Origin of the sequence: Metabacillus lacus (assembly GCF_009674805.1) — a bacterium.
Classification (GTDB): domain Bacteria; phylum Bacillota; class Bacilli; order Bacillales; family Bacillaceae; genus Metabacillus_C; species Metabacillus_C lacus.
Genome location: NZ_WKKI01000006.1, coordinates 87,885 through 109,741 on the forward strand (window position 1 = coordinate 87,885; position 21,857 = coordinate 109,741).

A 21,857-nucleotide genomic window follows, 5' to 3' on the forward strand; every position below is an offset into this window, starting at 1 on the left:
AAAATCTAACAAAGAGTTTGTAACTATTGATTCAATATCTTTTTGAGAGGTTTTAATATTTCATCTTTAGCAGTATAACTGCCTTCAAGATGCAAAAGAATTGTTTCATTCTCGATCACAATAATAGCAGGATAAGAATCTACTTTATAGGGGTTCTTTTTCTTCTCAGGATACACAATCATGCCATTGATTTCTTGAGGAAAGTCCTTTTTCAAGTCCAGGAGGGCATCATAGTAGGCTGTTTCCTTATCAATTCTACTTTCATTTGAAAAAAATAATATTTGCCTATCAGAATGCAACTCCACACTTCCATGCTCTTTTTGGTAAAAGCTGAGATGTGAACATGCTGACAATATAATGAGCGGCATGAACATAATCAGAATAGACGTCTTTTTCATTTATTGTCACCTCTTTATGTGAAGTTCCATATACAAGATTACTCCGTTCGCCATTGAAATTAACATAATCTTAGCATATGAATGAAAATTTCCTGTGAATTTCATCCAATTGTTACAAAAATGAAAAATATTTGGCATAATCACTGCGTATTTTAGTTATAAAGTAAATTTTGTGTAAACTATGAGAGGAGAGGAAGAGATGTTTGAAAAATGGACAGTCCTGTTTGTATTGCAAAGTGTCATCTGGAGTGGATTTATGACCGTGGATACGCTTTCCTACAAAGATGGTGTGATTGCAAAAACCATTTTGCTGTTTATTTTCATTTATTTCGCCTATCTTGTAGGCATGTATGTCATTCGGTCAGCGAGGCATGCTGTTTTTGCAACCGTACTTACAATGGCTGTTTTTCTGGGTGGAAAACAAATTTATTCTGTCCTTCTTTTTTAAAAGCTCCCATGCCCTCCGGCAGAGGAGCTGATTTCTTATTTCTGTCCTTTTAGCTCTTTTCTTTCTGAGCGCAGGGCTTTTCCGAGTGAGAAAACCATCAGAATCATGATGACTGTAAAGGGAAGTGCTGCAATAATCGCTGCAGTTTGCAGGGCGCTTAGTCCTCCTGTAGACAGCAAAATGGCTGCAGCTGATGATTGTACCAATCCCCAGACGAACTTAATTTTGTTTGGAGGATTCAGCATACCATTTGTCGTTTGCATCCCCAGCACGAATGTTGCTGAATCCGCAGAAGTGATAAAGAAAGTAGTGATTAGAAAAATAGCCAGGAAGGACATGATCTTTCCTAAAGGAAATTGTTCCAATACAGCAAACAAAGCTACTTCCATGCCTTTGTTGTTCATAACTTCCGAAATCATAACCCCTTCAAAGTGTTCAAGAAACAGGGAAGATCCCCCGAAAACTGAGAACCACAAAGCTCCAAAAAGTGGTGGAACAGTTAATACACCTATCAAAAACTCTTTAATGGTTCTGCCTCTTGAGATTCTTGCAATAAATGTACCTACAAATGGCGCCCATGAAATCCACCATGCCCAATAAAAAATGGTCCAATCTTCCACCCACGTGTTCTCCTGCTGAAAAGGAGTCATTCTAAAGCTCATTCCCGGAAGGTTTTGAATATAGCTTCCGAGTGTAGTGGTGAATAAGTTCATAATAAAATTTGTTGGTCCTGCAAACAAAAGAAACAAGAGAAGGAGTATGGCTAGTGTAACATTCACGTTGCTGAGATACTTAATGCCTTTATTTAAGCCGGTTTGTGCAGAGAGCATATATAATATGGTTACAATAAATATGATTAGTAGCTGTGTGGCCAGTGTGTTTTGTACTCCCTCAAACAAATAGCTGAGACCGCCGCTGATTTGCACCGCGCCAAGTCCCAAAGAGGTTGCTACTCCAAAAATCGTGGCAAAAACCGCGATGAAATTAATAAGGATCCCCGTTTTTCCGTTCACCCTATCTCCCAGTATCGGTTTTAATATATTGCTGATTACGCTGCTTTCTTTTTTCCTGAAAGTAAAGTATGCAAGAGAGAGTGCGATAACGGAATAAATTCCCCACGGATGAAAACCCCAGTGAAAAAAAGAATATCTTATAGCTGTTCTTGCTGCAGCATCTGTGTATCCTGCTCCTGCAGGCGGATAAATATAATGGTTCATTGGCTCCGATACGCCCCAGAAAACAAGCCCGATGCCCATTCCAGCACTAAACAGCATGGAAAACCACGATATGTAAGAGTACTCCGGCTCTTCATCTTCTTCACCCAACTTTAAACTCCCGTACTTTGAAAAGATCAAACCTATAGAGAAAATCAGAAACAAAGTGGCAGACAAAAGATAAAACCATCCAAATTTATCTATTATAAATCCATATAAGCGGTCGGTTGCCGCTGCAAGCTGATATTGTCCAAGCAGGCTTTCCGGAAGGACTCCCCAAAAAATAAGCGCAGCAGAAACTGCTAGTGAAATAATGAAGACAGGATTTCTGTTTTTCAAATAAATTTCCTCCCAGGCTGTTATCAATGTGACGTACAGGGTATATATAGTAAGGTGTCTTATATAGAATGATTCAAAACCATTCTTTATATACTGAATGGCAGGAAGGAAATGGGGGGAACAAAAATGAAAAAACAACTTTGCTGGGCTTTGGCACCCCTGCTTATATTTGCTGCAGCTTGTTCATCCGATCAAGCAGGCAGTGCTGAAGAACCTGAAAGAGGTGCTTCTCAATCGGTAGAATCTGATGAGCAAAATAAAGGAGAAGCTGAAGAAATTACTGAAGAAACTGAGACAGTAGAGGAAGAGCAGAGCAGCGATAAAAAGCAAGAGGTGGAGAAGGCTGCAGCGGAGGCGGCAGCACAAAAGCGATATAAGCTGAATCCTGCAAATTGGACTCTTCAACCTGTTGATTCACAGGATGAAAGTAAAGTGGTGCTGTTGACAATTGATGACGCACCTGATCAACACTCACTAAAGATGGCTGCTTCTTTAAAAGAACTTGGCGCTCAGGCTATTTTTTTTGTAAACGGACATTTTATTGATACTGAAGAGGAACAAAAGACTTTGAAAGAAATACATAACATGGGTTTTTCCATAGGTAATCACACAATGACACATCCAAATTTAAAAGGTTTATCAGAGGAACAGCAGCGTGAAGAGATCGTTGGACTAAATGACAAAATAGAAAGCATTATAGGGGAAAGGCCAAAGTTTTTCCGTGCGCCGTTCGGTTCCAATACCGAATACAGCAAAAAGCTGGCTGAAGAAGAGGGAATGCTTCTGATGAACTGGACCTATGGATACGACTGGGAGAAGGACTATCAAAATAAGAAAGCATTAACAGATATTATGGTGAATTCTCCTTACCTTACAGATGGAGCAAATCTTCTCATGCATGACAGGGAATGGACAAATGAAGCCCTTCCTGACATTGTAGCAGGTCTCAGAGATAAGGGTTACGGCATAATAGATCCAGAACAAATCCAAGTACCTGAAAGAGCGGCCCAATAGCCGCTCTTTTTTTTGAATTCATCAAAATGCTGTTTTGCTTATTTATGTTTTGAATAGGCTTTTGTATTATAACTCTGCTGCTGTTAAAATGGAGCTGTTTTGCACTATTCGCCTATTATGCAGCACCACCACATCCTTAAGCATTTGACTTTGGCCAATTAACAAACGGAACGGGAGATGTCCGCTAGTATTCAAATGCGGCAGCTGTCTACGCTTTTATCTTGTTGTGAGGTAGTGGATAGAACATGCCGAGGCATTTGATGAAGAGATTCATCTTTAAAAAGACTTAGTTTATGCAGCAAGTATAGGGTGGAGAGGGGCCTTGGGAAAGCCACTATATAAATATAAACGGAGGAACTCCGCCTATTAAGAAAAAATCAACGAAAAGGACTGAAATAAACGGAGGATTTCCGTCTAAGCACCTAAAAAACCTTGAAATGGCGTGTTTACAGCAGCTTAAGCGGAATACATTCCCTTATTCTCTCTAAAAATCGACCTATTCTGGCTTTAACCGGAATTCTTACGCTTATTTTTGCTTTGTTAGAATGGGGAGGCGCCATGGGGAAGCCACTATACATATATAAACGGAGGAACTCCGCCTATTAGAAAAAATCAACGAAAAAGGACTGAAATAAACGGAAGTTTTCCGTCAATGAACATTAAAAACCTTAAATGGCGTTTTTTCAGCAGCTTAAGCGGAATACATTCCCTTATTCTCTTTAAAAATCGTCCTATTCCGGCTTTAACCGGAATTCTTACGCTTATCTGCTTTGTTAGAGTGGGAATGCACCTTGGGAAAGCCACTATATAAATATAAATTGAGGAACTCCGCATATCAAGAAACCCTGTTATTATAAATAAGCCGCAGCTATTCTATCTATAGTCCTTTAGGAACCTGAAACGGAGTGTTTTCCTCAGCATAACCGGAAAAGCTTCCCTGGTGAATCAAGTAAGAAAAGATAAATCTTACTAAAGCCAGAGAACAAATATATTGTTACGTATGCAAGTAAACATTTTTAATTTTTTCATATTCAGCGCGACAGCTGGACTATTAAGTGATTCCTATGTATATATTTGTCTATAAGTTTAGAAACCTGAAAATGAAAACAGATTCATTGTGACATACAATTTAGGCTTGACGCTTCTAATGTGTTATATTATTATGTAATTAAGAAACATAAAGCGCTTTCACTTATAGGGGATGCTGAAAGAGCTAATCTTAAAAGTAAAGGGGTATGGGAGATGGGAACAATCGTATGCAAAGAATGCAACTCAACTGTTGGCCACTTTGAAGATGAAAAGGTTTCAACGCTTTATGGACGATGCATTCACTGTTGTGATGGGGAAAGCAAAGAAAACAAAAGATAAACGGTTATCATAGCGGGGGTAAATAAAAGGGGATAAATAAATAGATACGTTCAAGAGACATACGGGGGAAAACGTATGTCTTATTTATTTTCATCAGGTGAACCATCCTTATCACAAAAACATAGAAGTTAATTTCTACAATAAAAAACCCCCTTTCTCAAAAAAGGGGGTTTTTTACACAGGTTTTATGATAATTTACTGTATTGCTTTGTGTTCCTTTATAACCCTCAGCGATTTTAACGAAGAGTCTTCAGGCCCTTGCACAGGCAGACCAACTTCCATGTTTTTTTCAATATAGTCCAAGTTTTCCTGTGAAATTATTTCTCCTGGAATGAAAATGGGAATGCCGGGAGGATACACCATGATAAATTCAGCGATAATTCTTCCTGCGGACTCTTTGATTGGCACGATTTCAGTTTCCGCATAAAAGGCATCTCTCGGTGTAAGTGCCAAAACTGGTATGTCCGGAAGCAGAATAGATGCATCAGTGTGGGCAGTTTTCACTTCGCTGAATTGTTCAGAAAGTTTTTCCATTGCTTCCACTAGCAGCTGTGTTTCCTTCTCTGTATCACCAGGCGTGATAATGCACAATATGTTATAAATGTCAGACATTTCAACTTCAATATTATAGTGATCGCGCAGCCACACTTCCACATCATAACCGGTAAGGCCGAGTTCTTTTACAGAAATGATTAACTTTGTTGGATCCATGTCAAATGTCGCTTTTTTTCCGAGAATTTCTTCGCCAATACATGTGATTCCTTTAATGTTATTCAAAGAATTTCTTGTTTCTTGTGAAAGGGCAATGGTTTTATCAAGCAGCTGTTTGCCCTCGGTAGCAAGCCTTTTTCTTGCCACATCCAAAGAGGCAAGAAGAAGATAAGATGTTGAGGTAGTAGTGAGCATGCTTAGTATAGATTGAACTCTGTGAGCTGACACAAGCCCTTCTCTGACGTTTAAGATGGAGCTTTGAGTCATAGACCCTCCCAGCTTGTGAACGCTTGTAGCAGCCATATCTGCTCCTGCCTGCATAGCCGAGAGCGGCAGGTCATCATGAAAATGAATGTGAACACCATGCGCTTCATCTACAAGCACAGGTACGCTGTATTCATGAGCCAGCTCTACAATCTTCTTCAAGTCGCCCGCAATCCCGAAATAGGTTGGATTGATGACTAACAGCCCTTTCGCGTCTGGATGCTGTTCTAACGCTTTTTTTACGGCGTCTGTCGTAATGCCATGAGAGATGCCAAGATTTTTATCAATTTCAGGATGGATAAAAATTGGGATGGCACCAGAAAAGACAACCGCAGACATGACTGATTTATGAACATTTCTAGGTACAAGTATTTTATCTCCAGGTCCGCAAACTGCCATTACCATCGTCATAATGGCTCCGCTCGTACCCTGAACCGAGAAAAAAGTATAATCCGCACCAAAAGCCTGTGCAGCTAAATCTTGTGCTTCCTTTATCATTCCCTTGGGAGAGTGCAGGTCATCCAAAGGGCCAATATTAATTAGGTCAATAGCAAGTGCATTCTCACCTATAAATTCTCTGAATTCCGGATCAATGCCGGTGCCTTTTTTATGGCCTGGTATATGAAATTGCACCGGGTTTCTTTTTGAATGTTTGACCAAGCCTGTAAATAACGGTGTATCAAAATGTGACAACGGTATTTCCCACCTTTATGAATAACTGCTCAATTATTTTGCAATTTTATAAAAACACAAGAATTATATCACTAAGTATCTGTAAAGAAAAGCAATATAATGTACTGTACACCTGAGTTAAGGCGTTTAAAAGAGAAACAGTATTAATTTGCATAGCGAATAGAGGTTTAAGTGCAGGAATTTTTCCCAATATCAAAGAAAACTTATAGAAAAGGGGGATGATATAAGATGAACTGGGAAACGCGTGTCACAAAAATGCTTGGTATTTCATATCCAATTATTCAGGGAGGCCTTGCCTATCTGGCTTACTCAGATCTTGCAGCTGCTGTCTCTAATGCCGGAGGGCTGGGGCAGATTACGGCTATGTCCCTTGACAGCCCGGAAGAGCTTAAAAAGGAAATACGGCTGACAAGAGAAAAAACAAGGAAGCCATTCGCTGTGAATTTTGCAATTGGGCAGCATGGAAGGCCCTTTGAGCATATGCTGCAGGCTGCAATTGAAGAAGGAATTACAATAGTATCTGTAACTGGAGGAAATCCTTCTCCTTTTTTTAATCAATTAAAAGGAAAAGCTATAAAAAAACTTGTTCTTGTAGCATCAAAAAGACAGGCAGTGAAGGCTGAAGAGCTGGGAGCAGATGCCGTAATGGCGGTTGGCCATGAAGGCGGGGGACATTTGGGTAAAGATGACACAGGAACAATGGTATTAATTCCGGCGGTTTGTGATGCGGTATCAATTCCTGTGATTGCCTCAGGAGGCATCGGTGACGGCCGCGGGCTGATGGCTGCTTTGGCTTTGGGAGCTGAGGGTATTGAAATGGGGACAAGGTTTATTGCAGTGAAAGAATGCGTTCATGCTCATCAGCTGTATAAAGACGCGCTGCTGGCAGGCAATGAAAGAAGCACGGTCGTTATCAAAAAAAGTCTGGGCGCTCCTGCAAGAGCGATTGCAAATGACTGGACAAATATGATCCTGAATGTAGAATCTACAAATGGGGGATATGAAAAACTGAAGAATTACATAAGCGGCACAGCAAATAAACAATATATCTATGAAGGCAGGCTTCAGGAGGGCTTTGCCTGGGCAGGACAGGTAATGGGATTGATCTCAAATACCCCCTCCACAGAAGAAATGATTCAGCAGCTGATAAACGATGCTGAAAAGATCAGACATAAATGGATGTAAAGAGGTGAAAAGAAAATGGACTATCAGTATCCAATTTCCCCAGATTGGTCTACAGACGAAATTATTTCTGTAGTAAGATTTTTTGAGCATGTAGAAGCAGGCTATGAAAAAGGGGTAGAACGGGAAGACTTTCTCGAAAGCTACCGCAGGTTTAAAGAAATCGTCCCTGGTAAAGCAGAAGAAAAAACAGTCTGCAGTGAATTTGAAGAAGTCAGCGGGTATTCCGCCTACAAATTAGTAAAAAAGGCGAAAGAAGCCTCGCCGGGTGACAGGCTGAAAGGCTAAGAATATTTAATAGGGAGTATTCATCATAGTAACATGAGCTCACCTCGCAGCCGCCAACCTTCAATATGACATCTTTATACGCTGTCTGGTGTAAAACTTAAAATGTTAACTAAAAAGACCATCAAATGTACTCCATAATTGATGGTCTTTTTTATAATGACATGAAAATAGATACTGTGACGACGGAGCGTTTTGCACTGGTTTCAATTTAACTAATAAAAGAAGAGAATTGTTAAAAGTTATCTTATGCTTGTCAGAGCTCGACAGGACGTCGGACAGTCATGCATTGCCACAGGCCGTGGCGCTCTTAGCATGACTTCACTTACATAGGCGCCTTCCGCTTTTCGGTTTGTCCAGCTCCGGCAGCTAGGCTCTCGAGGTCATAAGCAGTCTTGGCCATAAGGTCAAAGAGCGACCTTACGTCCAAGCCATCTTATGCTTGTCGAGCCTTGCAAGCTGCCTCCGCTTTTCGTTTTGTCCAGCTCCAGGCGCCAGCAGCTCGAGGTCATAAGCTGTCTTGGTCAAAAGGTCAAAGAGCGACCTTTCGTCCAACCCATCTTATGCTTGTCGCTGCTGAGCAGGCGCCTTCCGCTTTTCGGTTTGTCCAGCTCCGGCAGCTAGGCCTTCGAGGTCATAAGCCAATCCGGCCTGAAGGTTAAAGAACAACCTTCATACCGGATTGTCTTATGCTTGTCAGAGCCCGACGTCGGACAGTCATGCGTTGCCACAGGACGTGGCGCTCTTAGCATGACTTCCTTTACATAGGCGCCTTCCGCTTTTCTATTCCCATTTGATATAACGGCATGAGCGTTTGAAATGTGCTTTCGAAGAGAGATAGCTGTTGTTTTGCGTCCATTTCTACTATGTCTTCACGTGGAATGGTGATTCCGCACAGCAGCTCGGCTTTTTTCACATTTTGCAGGCGGGTAAAGAGTCTTTGCATATCTTCTTTATCCATATCTTTAAAAGGAAGTACATCCGGCTTCGTATGATCGTCGGACCAGACATAATCCTTTGGTATCATTTTTGCGATCTGCTCCTGTTTTTCTTCCAGCAGAGTGCCGAAATCCTTTTTAACGGGTGATTCATAAATAACTGCAAACCATACAAATACATGAGTCTCCCAGAGACCAATTTGAAAATGAGGAAGCTTTTTGTAGCCCCTTTTGCTATTTGCAAACGCAACCCAGGTATCGTCAGGCGGATTGACAGAGCGTCTCGCATGCTTTGCCACATGAGCAAACAGCTCTTCACCAGCTTGTCCAGATAATGAAGCGGAAAAATGAGTGCCTAGCTCCTCTAATTTAGGCCTTACCTGAGAAATAATTGCATCCATCCTCGGTTGAAGTCCCTCTATGGTAAATATATTGAAATCTTCTTTCCCGAAACCCTGAAACATGTTTTTTTCCTCCTAGATGATAGTAATTCTATTTTAGCATAGCATCTTGTGAACTTAAAAAAATTTGCAGGGTTTTAATACTTTTTGAATGTGGTAATAAAATAATACATAAGAAGCTGGGTAAATACACAATTTTAAAAGGGTTGTTACAGACTTATCCGGTAAGACATATATTATTAAAAACATATCACTACTATAAATCTTTATAAAAAACAGGAGAGATTAAAAAGCAATCAGGAAGGAGAAAGTATGATGAAACAAATTCTTAAGCAGCAGCAGCAAAAGGAGACAGTTAATCGGATAGGTGTCATTAAACTGGAGCTGGACTATGAGCTTGCAACCCTTTTTGAGGCAATGCAGGAAAAAAACGAGGATAAAGTTTCTGAATCCAAACGCAAGCTTGAAAGGCTCAGAAAAGAATGGCTGAGGCTGAAAGCATAATAAGATCACGCATATTATAAACGGACCTTCGTTTAGGTTCGTTTTTGTGTGCGTGATGGCCTTTCTGCTTGCTTTAGAAGTTGCTGTTCCATTATTCTATAATCACAATAAAAGCTGTTTACATAGAAAGAAGGTTATCTTATGGTGAACTGGAACGAAATAAATGAAACGGCAATAGGGTGGGTCAGGGAAGCTGGAGAAACAATCCGTGCATCCTTCAGCAAGACCCTGTCGATCGAAACAAAATCCAACCCAAATGACCTGGTTACTAATATCGACCAGGAAACAGAACAATTTTTTATTAGCAAAATACAGTCTGCTTATCCAGAACATAAAATTCTGGGTGAGGAGGGCTTTGGAGATAAATTATCTTCGCTGGAGGGAATTGTCTGGATTATAGATCCTATCGACGGTACTATGAATTTCGTTCACCAGCAGCGCAACTTTGCTATTTCCATCGGCATTTATGAAAATGGAGTAGGCAAAATAGGACTTATTTATGACGTGGTCCACGATGAGCTGTATCATGCAGCAGAAGGTCAAGGAGCCTATATGGACGGAGTTAAAATGCCAGTTCTTGATGAAGTGAAGGTGGAAGAAGCAATTATTGCTCTCAATGCAACCTGGGTCATTGAAAACAGAAGGATTGATCATAACAAGCTGATTCCGTTGGTGAAAAAAGTACGCGGAACCAGGTCGTACGGTACCGCAGCCCTCGAATTTGCCTACGTGGCTTCAGGGCGCCTGGATGCCTATCTGACCATGCGTCTGGCACCCTGGGATGTTGCAGCCGGCCTTGTGCTGCTGAAGGAAGTCGGAGGGGTTGCTACAACAGTAGATGGGAAAGAGATCAACCTGCTGGAAAAGAGCAGTTATTTTGTCGGAGAAAAAAATCTTCATACCGCAGTTGTAAAGGATTATTTGCAGAGCTGATGCTTTCTGCGCGGAACTATAACAGCTCTGAAGACTTCTATTTCTTGGAGAAGCTTGTTATACATAGTCCGGAGTGGAGAAAGGAAGAATGCGAGCAGCACGAGCTGGCCGTATATTATAACCAATCTAACATGTATAATGGCATCTGGCAGGTATGGGAAAATGAAAAACACTCGGTTGGGCTCAGCTTTCATGTGGAGTGGGCACCTTCAAACGGCAAGGCTTGGCTTGGCACACTGCTGATAGAGAAGGAGCACAGAGGCGCAGGATATGGCCGCAGCATCCTAAACGGACTCGCTCATCAGCTGGCTCAACAGGGGCATAAAGCGTTTTTTGCAGCAGCACCTGTCAGTCAGGGGAGTTGGCTGAAATTTCTTGCAGCCTGTGAATTTGAGCAGTTTAAATCTGAGAAAGACTCCGGTAAGGAATATATCATAAGTGTTCGGCCGCTTGTCCTTAATGAATAGTTTTTGTTACAGAATTTAACAACCTTCACATTTTGGTTAAAGTAAAATACACGATAGCAGTCCCTTTTATAAATTAATGGGACTGCTTTTTTTGATTGCAAAGGGGAGAGTGGTTAAAACTTAGGGAATAGAAATAAAATCGACAATCACAGGAGAAAGCCCGTAAAAAAGCGTAGATAAAAACTGTAAAGAGCATAAGAGGAAAATTCCACCTTTAGTTCCAAATATTATACATAAATGGAAAGTCTCAGTTTAGTTAGCGCCTTTGGCTGCGTTTCAACGTCCCTCTATATGTACAGGGGATACTAAAAAAACCGCTCAGAAATAAGTTCCAGAGCGGTTTTCATTTCAGGATCAGTGCAGCAAGCATGAAATTCTGCTGCATCCCAATTCATTTTACGGTGCAGCAGTGATGCCTAGCTGCCATTTTCCCTTAGTTTTTTCTTTTGTACAAAACCTGTTCCCATCGTAATGAGTAACCCTGCAATTGCAGCTATTACACCTAGTACACTTCTCTCTGCGACTGCGATGCCAATGCCGGCAAGACAGGCTGCTGCCAGTACTGCCAAGAGCAGAAACAGCCATTTTATTTCTCTCATTTTTTACATCTCCCTTTATTTTCTGTATACTGACTATAGTTTACTTAAAATGATTCCTCTTTTCTACCTTGTTTGTGGTATAATATCGAGGGTTATTTTGAATCTTAGGAGATGAAAATGTGAAACTTCGTACTGATTTGCGAAATATCGCAATTATTGCCCACGTAGACCATGGGAAAACAACTTTAGTTGATAAAATGCTTCACCAGGCAGGTACATTCAGAACAAATGAACAAGTTGCCGAAAGAGCAATGGATTCCAATGATCTTGAACGTGAGCGTGGAATAACAATATTAGCTAAAAATACTGCTATTAACTATAAAGAAACTCGGATTAACATTCTTGATACGCCGGGACATGCCGATTTTGGCGGAGAAGTAGAGCGGATTATGAAGATGGTTGACGGCGTACTGCTGGTCGTTGACGCTTATGAAGGCTGTATGCCTCAAACACGTTTTGTATTGAAGAAAGCTCTAGAGCAGAACTTAACACCGATTGTTGTTGTAAACAAGATTGACAGAGACTTTGCACGTCCTGCAGAAGTCATTGATGAAGTGCTTGATTTGTTTATTGAGCTTGATGCGAATGAGGAACAGCTTGATTTCCCAGTCGTATATGCATCTGCTTTGATGGGAACTGCCAGCACAAACGCTGAAAAGCAGGATGAAAACATGGAAGCATTGTTTGAATCCATTGTAGAGAATATACCTGCACCACAGGATAACAGTGAAGAACATCTGCAATTTCAGGTTGCATTGCTTGACTACAATGACTACGTTGGCCGTATTGGAATTGGCCGTGTGTTTAGAGGGACGATGAAAGTAGGGCAGCAGGTTTCACTTATGAAGCTTGATGGATCTGTTAAAAACTTCCGTGTAAGTAAAATCTTTGGTTTCTCCGGGTTAAAGCGTGTGGAAATTGAAGAAGCGAAAGCCGGAGATCTTGTTGCAGTATCCGGAATGGAAGATATTAACGTTGGTGAGACAGTTTGTCCTGTAGAACATCAGGAAGCACTGCCTGTTCTTCGTATTGATGAGCCGACGCTTCAAATGACGTTCGTAGTGAATAACAGCCCATTTGCCGGCCGTGAAGGAAAATTTGTTACTTCACGCAAAATTGAAGAGCGCCTTATGGCTCAGCTTCAAACAGATGTGAGTCTCAGAGTAGATCCTACAGAATCTCCAGATGCATGGGTCGTGTCCGGACGCGGTGAACTTCACTTGTCCATTCTAATTGAGAATATGAGACGTGAAGGCTATGAGCTTCAAGTATCCAAACCTGAAGTTATCGTTAGAGATGTTGATGGTGTGAGATCTGAGCCGGTAGAAAGAGTGCAGATTGATGTTCCTGAAGAATATACTGGAGCCGTTATGGAATCCATTGGTGCCAGAAAAGGTGAAATGCTTGATATGATCAATAATGGAAACGGTCAGGTTCGCTTAATCTTCCACGTACCTTCCCGCGGATTGATCGGTTATTCTACAGAATTCCTTTCACTTACTCGTGGATATGGGATCATTAACCACACATTTGACAGCTACCAGCCTATGCAGCCTGGCCAAGTCGGTGGCCGCAGGCAAGGTGTCTTGATTTCTATGGAGAACGGAAAATCGTCTGCATACGGAATTCAAGGAATTGAAGATCGTGGTGTTATCTTCGTTGAACCAGGTATAGAAGTATATGAGGGTATGATTGTCGGTGAACATAACCGCGAGAATGACCTCGTTGTCAACGTGTGTAAAATGAAGCAGCAGACAAATATCCGTTCTGCTACAAAAGATCAGACAACAAGCATGAAAAAGCCGCGCATCATGTCGCTTGAAGAGTCATTGGAATACCTAAATGAAGATGAGTACTGTGAAGTGACACCGGAATCTATCCGCTTGCGTAAGAAGATTCTTGATAAGAACGAACGTGAAAAACAAGCTAAAAAGAAAAAGCTTGCGAATCAGTCCTAATTAGTGCCTTTACCATAGAGCAAAGGGGGAAGCAGGGTGAATGTTTACGAAAGTATGTGGCCTGTAGCCAGAGCCATTTATTCTTCAACAGATCCCGGGACAGGAGCAAATATTCTCTTTACTGTCATACTTGCTTTATCCATTTTGGTTTTTAAGCTTGGCTTTGCACAAAAATTGCCTCCACTGAAGGCCGGGATTATTTATCTGTTTTTATTCCTCGGCAGCAGTGTTCTGACGTTTCTGGGAGCGTTTCTGCCAGTTGCAGAAGGTCTGATGATTGCCGCTTTGATATTAATTATCTATAAAATCAGGCTTCACCGCTCTAAAAAAGCAGAGCTGAAGGCTTAGGATTTTTTTAGAGGTGCTTACTGATTTCTAAAGAGTATACAGTGCAAACAGCGTGAAATCTTTATTAGATTTCACGCTGTTTTTTGCTGTTTGAATAAAATGAACTTTTGATTTGGGTTGTTTGGCTTAAGTGGAAAGTAACGGTTTTGAAAGAATAAATGTAGCGAAATTTCTTTATTTTGGAAAAGAAGGGGGAATAACCTGCGAAATTTTGTCTTTCATCGGGGTTATGAAGGACATTTCTGGTGCCTTTCCCCTGAGTTTTGTCCTTCATCGCCCCTATTAAAGCACATTCATCTATTTGCTGCTCCACTCAGTCTGGTCCGTTGATTGACAGAGGTGCAATCACAACAGTGTTTTCCGAGTATTTTCAATTAGAAAGCCGAAACTCAACTTTTAGTTGAAATAGTCCCTAAAAAAAATCCAAACGAATTCGTTCGGATTTTTCTTTGGTTACCTCAGCCTCTATATGATTTTAATAGGCGGCTATGAATGTCTAACAGCGCTGACATGCTGCCTTTGCAAATTATTTACGAGAGCCCCTGTACAATAGCGCCATGGTAACTGCAAATAATATGTGGCCGGCCAGCCACCATAAGAATGCAGTCCAGTCATTCCATGCAGGAACAGGTTTTTTAGCAAGATGGGTGAGCGGAAAAAACAGCAGTACAGCAGGAATTGTAAGAAGGAAAGCTGCAAGAATCCTGGCAGATTGATTATTTAAAGAAAAGAATTCAATTAAAAAAGCGTACCCAGCTCCAATTAGGATTGCAACTATCAAATGAATAAGAAACTCTATACTTTCAGGCAGCGGCTTTTCATACCAAAAATCTATATTCAAAAGAACAGTGTAGACAGACTTGCCTGTCAGGTTCTGCACAAGCTTTAAGAATCCCCCTAACAGGACTCCGCCTAAAGTTCCCGCAACAGCTCCCCTTGCCAGATTACCACTTGTCATCAGATTTTTTATCACGATACAGCCGGAAGTTTCCTGTGGCAATTCGCGCATTTGTTTTCTCTTTAATTCTGTCGTGGCAAGTTTCACACATAAACGTGTGAATAGGCCTGTTTCTAAGCCTTTTAGCAAGCAGTGTTTCATCATTTAGCTTTTCAATAGAATCACATATTACGCATTTTACTCTCATAAGACACCTCTGTTTTTCAAGTTACTGAAAAAAGTATACCACGCATTGTGTTTTTCCGATAATCTCTTTTCTAAAGTTGGAAGATGGAAGCTAAAGAGGGTATGATAGAAGTGAAAACCGCAAAGGGAGGAATTGGAATGGCTAACAAGGTTGAAACAAAGCTGATAGACCCTATTTATCAAAGCTTGCAGAAAGAGCGCTATGTTACTTTGGCAACAATAGACCATGAAACCGGTGCTCCAAATGTCAGCGCATTATCTTGGGTTTATGCACCTGATGATTCACGCATACTGGCTGCTGTAGACAACCGGTCAAGAATCGTAGAAAATCTGAGGCAGCACCCTGCTGCAGTGATGAATATCATAGTTAACCAATCTACATATTCCATCAGCGGAAACGCACATATACGAAAAGAAAAGCTGGAAGATGTTCCGCTTAAGCTTGCTCAAATAGAACTAGTGGTTTCAGAAGTGCGTGATGTGATGTTTTACGGCTCTAAAATAAGCATGGAGCCTGCTTACGAAAAAACTTACGATGAACGGGCAGCAGCAAAACTTGATGAACAGGTGCTGGAGGCAATGAAAAAGGCTCAGCCATAATAGCTAAGCCCCTAAAATTTTTTTCTTATTAATGGTTGAGCTGTCTGTTTTGATTTTGATTTTCATTATTTTGATTTCTGCGATTTTGGTTCTGCTGATTTTGCTTCATATAGTGGTTAGACTGGCTATCCTGCTGCTGATTCAGGTTTTGCTGTTCCTGCTCGTTCAGCTGGTCATTATCCTGCTCAGTGGGAGACTCTTCCTGGTTGTCAATGATATCACTTGGTGCATCAGGCATTAATCTGCCGACAATAGCAGCGAGCTCATCGAGAACTCCAGCAACCGGACGGCCGTTTTGGATTTCTTCACCCATTTTTCTAAGACGAACAGTTGTGTCTGCATCCGCAATAACAATCGCATTTTCACCATAGCGGTCATGTGTCAGGCTTTCTGACACTGCATATTTAATGGATTCTACTTTATTCCGGTCCAATTCAGCGTTAACATCTATCCCAACAACCGCTGTATTGCCTAGCACAACCGCTGCGGCATCATTTACATCGGGTATTCGGTTAGCAATGCCGACCAGATGCTGTGCAATTTCCTGGCCATTTTTAGTGTCAATACTGTTCTCATTGACGCTGTTTTTTACTGTAATGGGTTTATTGTTGTTGTCTGAAGCGTTTTCTTCTCGTGCTTGATCACCTGCATTGCAGGCTGCGAGCAGAATGCTGCAGATAAATAGGCTCAGTAATGAGCAGCGCATGATGATTCACTCCTTTTGGTAACTGTATATAATTATTGTCTAAATAATCTTCTATCTTTATTCACTAATTCATATATTTTAGCAATCCTTATTGAAAACAAGTAATGATCTGGAAGCCCCGTTAGAAATAGGGAAAAGTCAGGGAGCTTTCCATCACAGCAAAAAGTTGTTTTCCAATATGATTTCTGTAGGAGGCGGCAGATTGAGTAAAGTCTATGTACTGGATACAAATGTATTGCTGCAAGATCCCAATTCAATCTTTTCTTTTGAAGACAATGAAGTTGTTATTCCAGCAGTTGTGTTAGAAGAAGTTGACTCTAAAAAACGATATATGGATGAAGTGGGCAGAAATGCAAGACAAGTGTCCAGGAATATTGACGGATTAAGGCAGACAGGTAAGCTTCATGACAGTGTACCTCTTCCTTCCGGAGGAATTCTGAGAATTGAACTGAATCATAGGTCTTTTCATGAACTGCAAGACATTTTTGTCGAGAAGACGAACGATAACCGGATACTGGCAGTGGCCAAAAACCTTTCTTTAGAAGAACAGACCAGAGAAAATGGACGACCTGTTATTCTCGTAAGCAAGGACACGCTGCTTCGTGTCAAAGCGGAAGCAATCGGCCTGGTTGCGGAAGATTTCTTAAGTGACAGGGTCGTCGAAATTGAACATATTTACACAGGATTTCTTGATCTTTATATAAGCGGTGAAAACCTTAATCGCTTTTATGATAAAAAAGAATTGGAGTTATCGGAAATCACAAATCACCCCTTTTATCCGAATCAGTTTATTATTATGAAGGATGCCTTGGGGGGTTCTGCTTCAGCAGTAGGTATTGTAGATAAGACGGGGAAAAAAGTGAAAAAGCTGGTGTTTGACCATGATCACATTTGGGGCATCAGGCCTCGAAACGTACAGCAGACCATGGCCTTTGAACTGCTTTTAAGAAGCGATATCCCGCTGGTTACCCTTGTTGGAAAAGCAGGTACAGGTAAAACGCTGCTGGCCCTGGCTTCAGGTCTTTGGCAGACAGAAGATTTAGGAGCATTCAAAAAACTTCTCGTTGCCAGACCTATCGTACCTGTTGGCAAAGATATTGGCTATCTGCCGGGAGAAAAAGAAGAAAAACTCCGGCCTTGGATGCAGCCAATATTCGATAATCTGGAGTATTTGTTTAACACTAAAAAACCAGGCGAGCTTGATGCGATTCTTGCCGGAATGGGCTCCATAGAAGTTGAGGCTCTTACGTATATAAGAGGAAGAAGCATACCTGATCAGTTCATCATTATTGACGAGGCTCAAAACTTGACCAAGCATGAAGTCAAAACCATTTTAACAAGGGTTGGCGAACGGTCGAAAATTGTTTTGATGGGAGATCCTGAACAAATTGATCACCCTTATTTGGACGAGTATAACAACGGGCTTACATATGTTGTTGAGAAGTTCAAAGAAGAGCATATTGCAGGGCATGTAAAGCTTATAAAGGGAGAACGGTCGGGATTGGCTCAGTTGGCTGCAGATCTCCTATAGCAGCCTTTCGGGGAAACCTTGTTTCATTTTCTGAAGAATTCAAAAAGCCGTGCCATACTGAAGCTTTACAAAGGCTTCAATATGACGCGGCTGGTTTTATTTTGACAGCACTCTCCTCTCAGGCCGTCGCATTGTGCTTACTATTGATTATCTGACCAGAATTTCCTCTATGTTTGTTACTGGATTGTCTCTATTGGAGCCATCCCCATAATATAAATGCACAGGTCCGTCTTCTTTAAACGGTTTTCCGTTCTTGCTAAATCCCAGAATTGCTATTTTTGCCTTTTCAACAGAAAGTACAATCTCCCCTTGTTTTGTTATGAATACAACCTCCGAAGCCTCAGGAAGTACTTCAGCATTTCCTAAAAAGGGTTCCAGCGGCATCCCGAATGTCCCTGTGAGAATTTCTGTCTTCTTAAATACTTTTTCCGTTTTTAGAGTTGGAGGAACGATAGCGCCTTCTCTGATTTCTCTGTCCCAGTGAGCTGAAACTTCTTTTGTATATGTCTCCAGGTCATCCTTAGGAGCTCTGCTTTCTTGAAAATAAGTTTTAAGATCAACTTTGCGGTCATCAAAAATCCAGACGCCGGGATCAATTGTAATTGTAAATTTAACTTTTCCTTTAATCATTATAATATCCATTCAATTATCACTCCCATTTTAAATTATAAGCGCTTTCTAACACGTTGTCACGGCTGTTGAACTACTCACCGCTTATCATCTAGCGAGCTGATTGAAGCGGAAGATTCCTTAGAACACCAGCCTGGCGGCTAGAGTTATTGATTAAGCGAGGTTTTGGCTGCCGCCAACCGATATTTATCTCCCCCTTATCGTTAGGCTTCATCCTTCTCACGATTGAAGCGGGAGTCTTCTGTCAAAAATGATAAAAAGCAAAGAGGGGGGAATGCTATTGGTATACTTCAGTGTGTATATCTTAAACCGGAAAAAGTTATTCAGCTGAACTGCATTTCCTAAGGTCTTTCTCTTTACGGTTAAGATGTCTTTTCGCAGGGAAGGGAGTGAAAGGAGAGAAGATAGGTCACTGACAATTTATACAATAATAGGGAGTGATGAATATGCCTTGCAGACATGAATCTGAACTCATTCAGCTTGTCGAGGAAGCAAAAAAGGTGACAGGTGAGGGGAAAATAGCAGACTACATACCTGCTTTGGGGAAAGCGGATCCTGATGATTTATCAGTCGCAATCTACCATATTGACAATACATGCATGGCAGCAGGTGATATAGAAAAAAAATTTACCCTTCAAAGCATCTCTAAGGTATTAAGTCTCGCGCTTGTTCTAATTGACCACGGTGAGGAATATGTTTTTGACAAGGTAGGAATGGAACCGACAGGAGATCCTTTTAATTCAATTGTGAAGCTTGAGCTTTTAAATCCGTCCAAGCCCTTAAATCCAATGATTAATGCTGGTGCACTTGCAGTCACCAACATGATAAAGGGGCAAAACAGTGAAGAAAAGGTCTCCCGGCTCTTATCGTTTATAAGGGATTTGGCAAACAGTCCGAACGTTGCCGTGTGTGAAGAAACCGCACGCTCAGAATTTGAGACTGCATGGCTGAACAGATCAATGTGCTATTTTCTAAAGCAGCACAGCATTATTGAGGGTGATGTGGAAGAACTGATGGACGTATATACAAAGCAATGTTCGATTGAAATGCATAGTCTAGACCTTGCTAAAATTGGAGCAGTACTGGCCATGGATGGCTTGCATCCGGAGACAGGGAGGCAGTTAATTCCAAAAGATATTGCAAGGCTGTGCAAAACGTTTATGGTCACATGCGGAATGTATAATGCAAGCGGGGAATTTGCAATTAAAATCGGCATTCCAGCTAAGAGCGGAGTTTCCGGGGGGATTATCGGCCTTGTTCCAAATGGATTTGGAATTGGGATATTCGGCCCCTCATTAAATAATAAAGGAAACAGCATCGCAGGCATAAAGCTTCTTGAACTGCTTTCAAAAAAATACAGTCTGAGTATCTTTTAGACAAGGGAGCTTACCCTTAAAAACTTTCATGAACATACCAATTATTCTTGCTTTTTTACTATATTCCCTTTAAAATTAATAGATAGATTAAAGGTATTCGCCCTGGGAACGGAGGGATTCATTTGGCGTCCGAAATTGTTATTGACCATCGCGAAAAAGCGCTTGCACTCCTGAAAAGTGATGCTGAAAAGATTATGAAGCTTATTAAAGTGCAAATGGATAATCTTACGATGCCTCAATGTCCTCTTTATGAAGAGGTTTTAGATACACAAATGTTCGGCTTGTCACGTGAAATTGATTTTGCCGTGCGGCTGGGCCTGATTGACGAGCGTGAAGGAAAAAGCCTGATCGATGCGTTGGAGCGAGAGCTGTCCGCCCTGCACGAGGCATTTACCAATAAATAACAAGCTATGCATCAAACTCAAACTGATATTCGTAGTTTGAGTTTTTTTGTAATGGAAAATTTAGAGTGGAGGGCAGCTATAATGAAATAAACTTATTGAAAAGTATAAAAATTATAAAAATATTCTTGAAATTATAGTACAATATAGACAACTTGAATAATCACTTTCATATAGTGAGGAAGAGATTTCATGATGAAAAAAATTGCAAAGTCGTATGATTATTCTTTAATCCTGGCGATTTTTCTTTTGGTTACCTTTGGCCTTGTGATGGTTTACAGTTCCAGTATGATTACAGCAGTTGCCCGTTTTCATGTTGAAAGTGACTATTTTTTTGAAAAGCAGGTGCTGGCTGCCATTTTGGGAATGATTGCCTTTACAGGGGCAGCTTTAATTCCTTACCGTGCATATTTAAACAGCAAGTTTATAAAAACACTGATTTTTGCTTCTATACTTGGACTGATATGTGTGTTTATCTTCGGGCATGTCGCTGGAAATGCGCAAAGCTGGATCAAGCTTGCCGGCAGAAGCATACAGCCTGGAGAATTTGTTAAGCTGAGTGTAATAATTTACCTTGCTGCGGTGTACGAGAAAAAACAATCCTACATAAATAAATTTGGTGCCGCTGTGCTTCCTCCCCTGCTTTTTACTTTTGTGATCTGCCTGTTTGTTGCAGTTCAGCCTGATTTGGGGACGGCGATGATCATCGGTCTGATTGCTTTGACTATGGTGGTCTGCTCAGGTATGGGGCTCATAAATTTGGTAAAATTGGCTGTTCTTGGTTTTGCCGGTCTTGCCGCGATGACACCATTTTTACTCTTAAATCATGATAAAATTATTACACCGACCAGAATTGCAAGGTTTACAGGTTTTATGGATCCCTTTAAAACGCAGGGTACAGAGGGCTATCAGCTGGTTAACTCCTACTATGCAATCGGATCCGGAGGGCTTACAGGTCTCGGACTGGGACAAAGTGTACAAAAATACGGATACCTTCCTGAATCACATACAGACTTTATCATGGCCATAATTGCCGAAGAGACGGGGATTTTTGGAGTGTTATTTGTGTTAATCACACTTTGTTTTATTATTTTTAAAGGCTTTCATATTGCCAGGAAGTGCCAGGATGCATTTGGAACCCTTCTTGCGGTCGGCATCTCAAGCATGCTGGGCATACAGGCGTTTATTAACCTGGGCGGACTTACCGGTCTTATTCCAATTACAGGTGTCACGCTTCCATTTATCAGCTATGGAGGGTCGTCACTGCTTCTGCTGCTGATTTCGATGGGAATCCTGGTGAATGTATCCATGTTTGTGAATTACAGAAACAATTATTTGAATGATGGTGATACCGTGAGCAATGTAACGCAAATTGGTAAAACAGAGGCATCTTATTAGCAAAAGT

24 protein-coding genes are annotated in these 21,857 nt (G+C 41.1%); 15 read left to right on the forward strand and 9 right to left on the reverse strand.

Features of this window, described 5'->3' with window-relative positions; all coding sequences use genetic code 11:
• Positions 1 to 23: 23 nt before the first annotated feature.
• Positions 24 to 398, reverse strand: coding sequence for a hypothetical protein (locus GJU40_RS05760; protein ID WP_154306797.1), 375 nt, complete (start codon positions 396 to 398; stop codon positions 24 to 26).
• Positions 399 to 597: 199 nt separating this feature from the next.
• On the opposite strand from GJU40_RS05760, the gene GJU40_RS05765 reads away from it, so the two are divergent.
• Complete coding sequence (locus GJU40_RS05765; RefSeq protein ID WP_154306798.1) at positions 598 to 846, forward strand: hypothetical protein; 249 nt, start codon at positions 598 to 600, stop codon at positions 844 to 846.
• Positions 847 to 881: 35 nt separating this feature from the next.
• Here the strand turns inward: GJU40_RS05765 and GJU40_RS05770 are convergent, their stop codons facing one another.
• Positions 882 to 2,399, reverse strand: a complete 1,518-nt coding sequence (locus tag GJU40_RS05770) for a glycine betaine uptake BCCT transporter (protein WP_154306799.1) — start codon at positions 2,397 to 2,399, stop codon at positions 882 to 884.
• Positions 2,400 to 2,525: 126 nt separating this feature from the next.
• Between GJU40_RS05770 and GJU40_RS05775 the strand changes: the two genes are divergently transcribed.
• Both GJU40_RS05775 and GJU40_RS05780 read left to right on the forward strand, forming a co-directional pair.
• Positions 2,526 to 3,413 (forward strand): polysaccharide deacetylase family protein, encoded by an 888-nt coding sequence (locus tag GJU40_RS05775; RefSeq protein WP_154306800.1) that lies wholly within the window; start codon positions 2,526 to 2,528, stop codon positions 3,411 to 3,413.
• Positions 3,414 to 4,655: 1,242 nt separating this feature from the next.
• Positions 4,656 to 4,781, forward strand: coding sequence for a GapA-binding peptide SR1P (locus GJU40_RS05780; RefSeq protein WP_154306801.1), 126 nt, complete (start codon positions 4,656 to 4,658; stop codon positions 4,779 to 4,781).
• Between the two features lie 195 nt (positions 4,782 to 4,976).
• Here GJU40_RS05780 and GJU40_RS05785 read toward each other — a convergent pair whose 3' ends face one another.
• On the reverse strand, positions 4,977 to 6,449 hold the full coding sequence (locus GJU40_RS05785; RefSeq protein WP_154306802.1) for an aminotransferase class I/II-fold pyridoxal phosphate-dependent enzyme: 1,473 nt from the start codon (positions 6,447 to 6,449) through the stop codon (positions 4,977 to 4,979).
• 228 nt (positions 6,450 to 6,677) lie between these two features.
• Here GJU40_RS05785 and GJU40_RS05790 point away from each other — a divergent pair, with 228 nt between their 5' ends.
• Positions 6,678 to 7,634 carry an NAD(P)H-dependent flavin oxidoreductase gene (locus tag GJU40_RS05790; protein WP_154306803.1) on the forward strand — a complete coding sequence of 319 codons (957 nt, stop codon included), beginning with the start codon at positions 6,678 to 6,680 and terminating at the stop codon, positions 7,632 to 7,634.
• Positions 7,635 to 7,649: 15 nt separating this feature from the next.
• The gene (locus tag GJU40_RS05795) at positions 7,650 to 7,919 is read left to right on the forward strand and encodes a UPF0223 family protein (RefSeq protein WP_154306804.1); all 270 of its coding nucleotides are present in this window, start codon (positions 7,650 to 7,652) and stop codon (positions 7,917 to 7,919) included.
• A 757-nt stretch (positions 7,920 to 8,676) separates the two neighbouring features.
• On the opposite strand, the gene GJU40_RS05800 is transcribed toward GJU40_RS05795, so the two are convergent.
• Positions 8,677 to 9,318: a YktB family protein gene (locus GJU40_RS05800; RefSeq protein ID WP_154306805.1), complete on the reverse strand. Its 642-nt coding sequence runs from the start codon at positions 9,316 to 9,318 to the stop codon at positions 8,677 to 8,679.
• A 252-nt stretch (positions 9,319 to 9,570) separates the two neighbouring features.
• On the opposite strand from GJU40_RS05800, the gene GJU40_RS05805 reads away from it, so the two are divergent.
• The 3 genes from GJU40_RS05805 (at position 9,571) to GJU40_RS05815 (ending at position 11,159) form a co-directional block, all read left to right on the forward strand.
• Positions 9,571 to 9,759 (forward strand): hypothetical protein, encoded by a 189-nt coding sequence (locus GJU40_RS05805; protein WP_154306853.1) that lies wholly within the window; start codon positions 9,571 to 9,573, stop codon positions 9,757 to 9,759.
• 141 nt (positions 9,760 to 9,900) lie between these two features.
• Complete coding sequence (locus GJU40_RS05810; RefSeq protein WP_154306806.1) at positions 9,901 to 10,692, forward strand: inositol monophosphatase family protein; 792 nt, start codon at positions 9,901 to 9,903, stop codon at positions 10,690 to 10,692.
• Positions 10,693 to 10,736: 44 nt separating this feature from the next.
• Positions 10,737 to 11,159 (forward strand): GNAT family N-acetyltransferase, encoded by a 423-nt coding sequence (locus tag GJU40_RS05815; RefSeq protein WP_170289340.1) that lies wholly within the window; start codon positions 10,737 to 10,739, stop codon positions 11,157 to 11,159.
• Between the two features lie 416 nt (positions 11,160 to 11,575).
• Here the strand turns inward: GJU40_RS05815 and GJU40_RS05820 are convergent, their stop codons facing one another.
• A complete protein-coding gene (locus GJU40_RS05820; protein WP_154306808.1) occupies positions 11,576 to 11,758 on the reverse strand; it encodes a DUF5325 family protein in 183 nt (60 codons plus the stop codon).
• Between the two features lie 119 nt (positions 11,759 to 11,877).
• Between GJU40_RS05820 and typA the strand changes: the two genes are divergently transcribed.
• Positions 11,878 to 13,716 carry a translational GTPase TypA gene (gene typA, locus GJU40_RS05825; RefSeq protein WP_343031420.1) on the forward strand — a complete coding sequence of 613 codons (1,839 nt, stop codon included), beginning with the start codon at positions 11,878 to 11,880 and terminating at the stop codon, positions 13,714 to 13,716.
• 54 nt (positions 13,717 to 13,770) lie between these two features.
• Positions 13,771 to 14,064, forward strand: a complete 294-nt coding sequence (locus GJU40_RS05830) for a YlaH-like family protein (RefSeq protein ID WP_154306855.1) — start codon at positions 13,771 to 13,773, stop codon at positions 14,062 to 14,064.
• Positions 14,065 to 14,590: 526 nt separating this feature from the next.
• On the opposite strand, the gene GJU40_RS05835 is transcribed toward GJU40_RS05830, so the two are convergent.
• The gene (locus GJU40_RS05835; protein ID WP_246188280.1) at positions 14,591 to 15,073 is read right to left on the reverse strand and encodes a hypothetical protein; all 483 of its coding nucleotides are present in this window, start codon (positions 15,071 to 15,073) and stop codon (positions 14,591 to 14,593) included.
• The gene (locus tag GJU40_RS05840) at positions 15,009 to 15,209 is read right to left on the reverse strand and encodes a YlaI family protein (protein ID WP_154306810.1); all 201 of its coding nucleotides are present in this window, start codon (positions 15,207 to 15,209) and stop codon (positions 15,009 to 15,011) included. The genes GJU40_RS05835 and GJU40_RS05840 overlap by 65 nt, the downstream gene beginning before the upstream one ends.
• A 137-nt stretch (positions 15,210 to 15,346) precedes the next feature.
• On the opposite strand from GJU40_RS05840, the gene GJU40_RS05845 reads away from it, so the two are divergent.
• Positions 15,347 to 15,808, forward strand: coding sequence for a pyridoxamine 5'-phosphate oxidase family protein (locus GJU40_RS05845; RefSeq protein ID WP_154306811.1), 462 nt, complete (start codon positions 15,347 to 15,349; stop codon positions 15,806 to 15,808).
• Positions 15,809 to 15,836: 28 nt separating this feature from the next.
• On the opposite strand, the gene GJU40_RS05850 is transcribed toward GJU40_RS05845, so the two are convergent.
• Positions 15,837 to 16,514, reverse strand: a complete 678-nt coding sequence (locus tag GJU40_RS05850) for a YhcN/YlaJ family sporulation lipoprotein (RefSeq protein ID WP_154306812.1) — start codon at positions 16,512 to 16,514, stop codon at positions 15,837 to 15,839.
• Positions 16,515 to 16,692: 178 nt separating this feature from the next.
• On the opposite strand from GJU40_RS05850, the gene GJU40_RS05855 reads away from it, so the two are divergent.
• Complete coding sequence (locus GJU40_RS05855; protein WP_154306856.1) at positions 16,693 to 18,045, forward strand: PhoH family protein; 1,353 nt, start codon at positions 16,693 to 16,695, stop codon at positions 18,043 to 18,045.
• Positions 18,046 to 18,192: 147 nt separating this feature from the next.
• On the opposite strand, the gene GJU40_RS05860 is transcribed toward GJU40_RS05855, so the two are convergent.
• Complete coding sequence (locus GJU40_RS05860) at positions 18,193 to 18,687, reverse strand: peptidyl-prolyl cis-trans isomerase (RefSeq protein ID WP_154306813.1); 495 nt, start codon at positions 18,685 to 18,687, stop codon at positions 18,193 to 18,195.
• Between the two features lie 434 nt (positions 18,688 to 19,121).
• On the opposite strand from GJU40_RS05860, the gene glsA reads away from it, so the two are divergent.
• From glsA to GJU40_RS05875, 3 genes are all read left to right on the forward strand, one after another.
• Complete coding sequence (gene glsA / locus GJU40_RS05865; RefSeq protein ID WP_154306814.1) at positions 19,122 to 20,051, forward strand: glutaminase A; 930 nt, start codon at positions 19,122 to 19,124, stop codon at positions 20,049 to 20,051.
• Between the two features lie 122 nt (positions 20,052 to 20,173).
• The gene (locus GJU40_RS05870) at positions 20,174 to 20,455 is read left to right on the forward strand and encodes an Fpa/YlaN family protein (protein WP_154306815.1); all 282 of its coding nucleotides are present in this window, start codon (positions 20,174 to 20,176) and stop codon (positions 20,453 to 20,455) included.
• Between the two features lie 189 nt (positions 20,456 to 20,644).
• Positions 20,645 to 21,850 carry an FtsW/RodA/SpoVE family cell cycle protein gene (locus GJU40_RS05875; RefSeq protein WP_154306816.1) on the forward strand — a complete coding sequence of 402 codons (1,206 nt, stop codon included), beginning with the start codon at positions 20,645 to 20,647 and terminating at the stop codon, positions 21,848 to 21,850.
• Positions 21,851 to 21,857: the final 7 nt, after the last annotated feature.

What these genes read in the sequence shown, in the direction of transcription:
- GJU40_RS05860 (WP_154306813.1), bottom strand. Translation starts at nt 18,687, where the DNA reads ATGGATATTATAATGATTAAAGGAAAAGTTAAATTTACAATTACAATT.
- GJU40_RS05775 (WP_154306800.1), top strand. Translation starts at nt 2,526, where the DNA reads ATGAAAAAACAACTTTGCTGGGCTTTGGCACCCCTGCTTATATTTGCT.
- GJU40_RS05850 (WP_154306812.1), bottom strand. Translation starts at nt 16,514, where the DNA reads ATGCGCTGCTCATTACTGAGCCTATTTATCTGCAGCATTCTGCTCGCA.
- GJU40_RS05760 (WP_154306797.1), bottom strand. Translation starts at nt 398, where the DNA reads ATGAAAAAGACGTCTATTCTGATTATGTTCATGCCGCTCATTATATTG.
- GJU40_RS05780 (WP_154306801.1), top strand. Translation starts at nt 4,656, where the DNA reads ATGGGAACAATCGTATGCAAAGAATGCAACTCAACTGTTGGCCACTTT.
- GJU40_RS05795 (WP_154306804.1), top strand. Translation starts at nt 7,650, where the DNA reads ATGGACTATCAGTATCCAATTTCCCCAGATTGGTCTACAGACGAAATT.
- GJU40_RS05840 (WP_154306810.1), bottom strand. Translation starts at nt 15,209, where the DNA reads ATGAGAGTAAAATGCGTAATATGTGATTCTATTGAAAAGCTAAATGAT.
- GJU40_RS05830 (WP_154306855.1), top strand. Translation starts at nt 13,771, where the DNA reads ATGTGGCCTGTAGCCAGAGCCATTTATTCTTCAACAGATCCCGGGACA.
- GJU40_RS05810 (WP_154306806.1), top strand. Translation starts at nt 9,901, where the DNA reads ATGGTGAACTGGAACGAAATAAATGAAACGGCAATAGGGTGGGTCAGG.
- GJU40_RS05855 (WP_154306856.1), top strand. Translation starts at nt 16,693, where the DNA reads ATGATTTCTGTAGGAGGCGGCAGATTGAGTAAAGTCTATGTACTGGAT.
- GJU40_RS05835 (WP_246188280.1), bottom strand. Translation starts at nt 15,073, where the DNA reads ATGCGCGAATTGCCACAGGAAACTTCCGGCTGTATCGTGATAAAAAAT.
- GJU40_RS05765 (WP_154306798.1), top strand. Translation starts at nt 598, where the DNA reads ATGTTTGAAAAATGGACAGTCCTGTTTGTATTGCAAAGTGTCATCTGG.
- GJU40_RS05875 (WP_154306816.1), top strand. Translation starts at nt 20,645, where the DNA reads ATGATGAAAAAAATTGCAAAGTCGTATGATTATTCTTTAATCCTGGCG.
- GJU40_RS05845 (WP_154306811.1), top strand. Translation starts at nt 15,347, where the DNA reads ATGGCTAACAAGGTTGAAACAAAGCTGATAGACCCTATTTATCAAAGC.
- GJU40_RS05805 (WP_154306853.1), top strand. Translation starts at nt 9,571, where the DNA reads ATGAAACAAATTCTTAAGCAGCAGCAGCAAAAGGAGACAGTTAATCGG.
- glsA (WP_154306814.1), top strand. Translation starts at nt 19,122, where the DNA reads ATGCCTTGCAGACATGAATCTGAACTCATTCAGCTTGTCGAGGAAGCA.
- GJU40_RS05790 (WP_154306803.1), top strand. Translation starts at nt 6,678, where the DNA reads ATGAACTGGGAAACGCGTGTCACAAAAATGCTTGGTATTTCATATCCA.
- GJU40_RS05820 (WP_154306808.1), bottom strand. Translation starts at nt 11,758, where the DNA reads ATGAGAGAAATAAAATGGCTGTTTCTGCTCTTGGCAGTACTGGCAGCA.
- GJU40_RS05800 (WP_154306805.1), bottom strand. Translation starts at nt 9,318, where the DNA reads ATGTTTCAGGGTTTCGGGAAAGAAGATTTCAATATATTTACCATAGAG.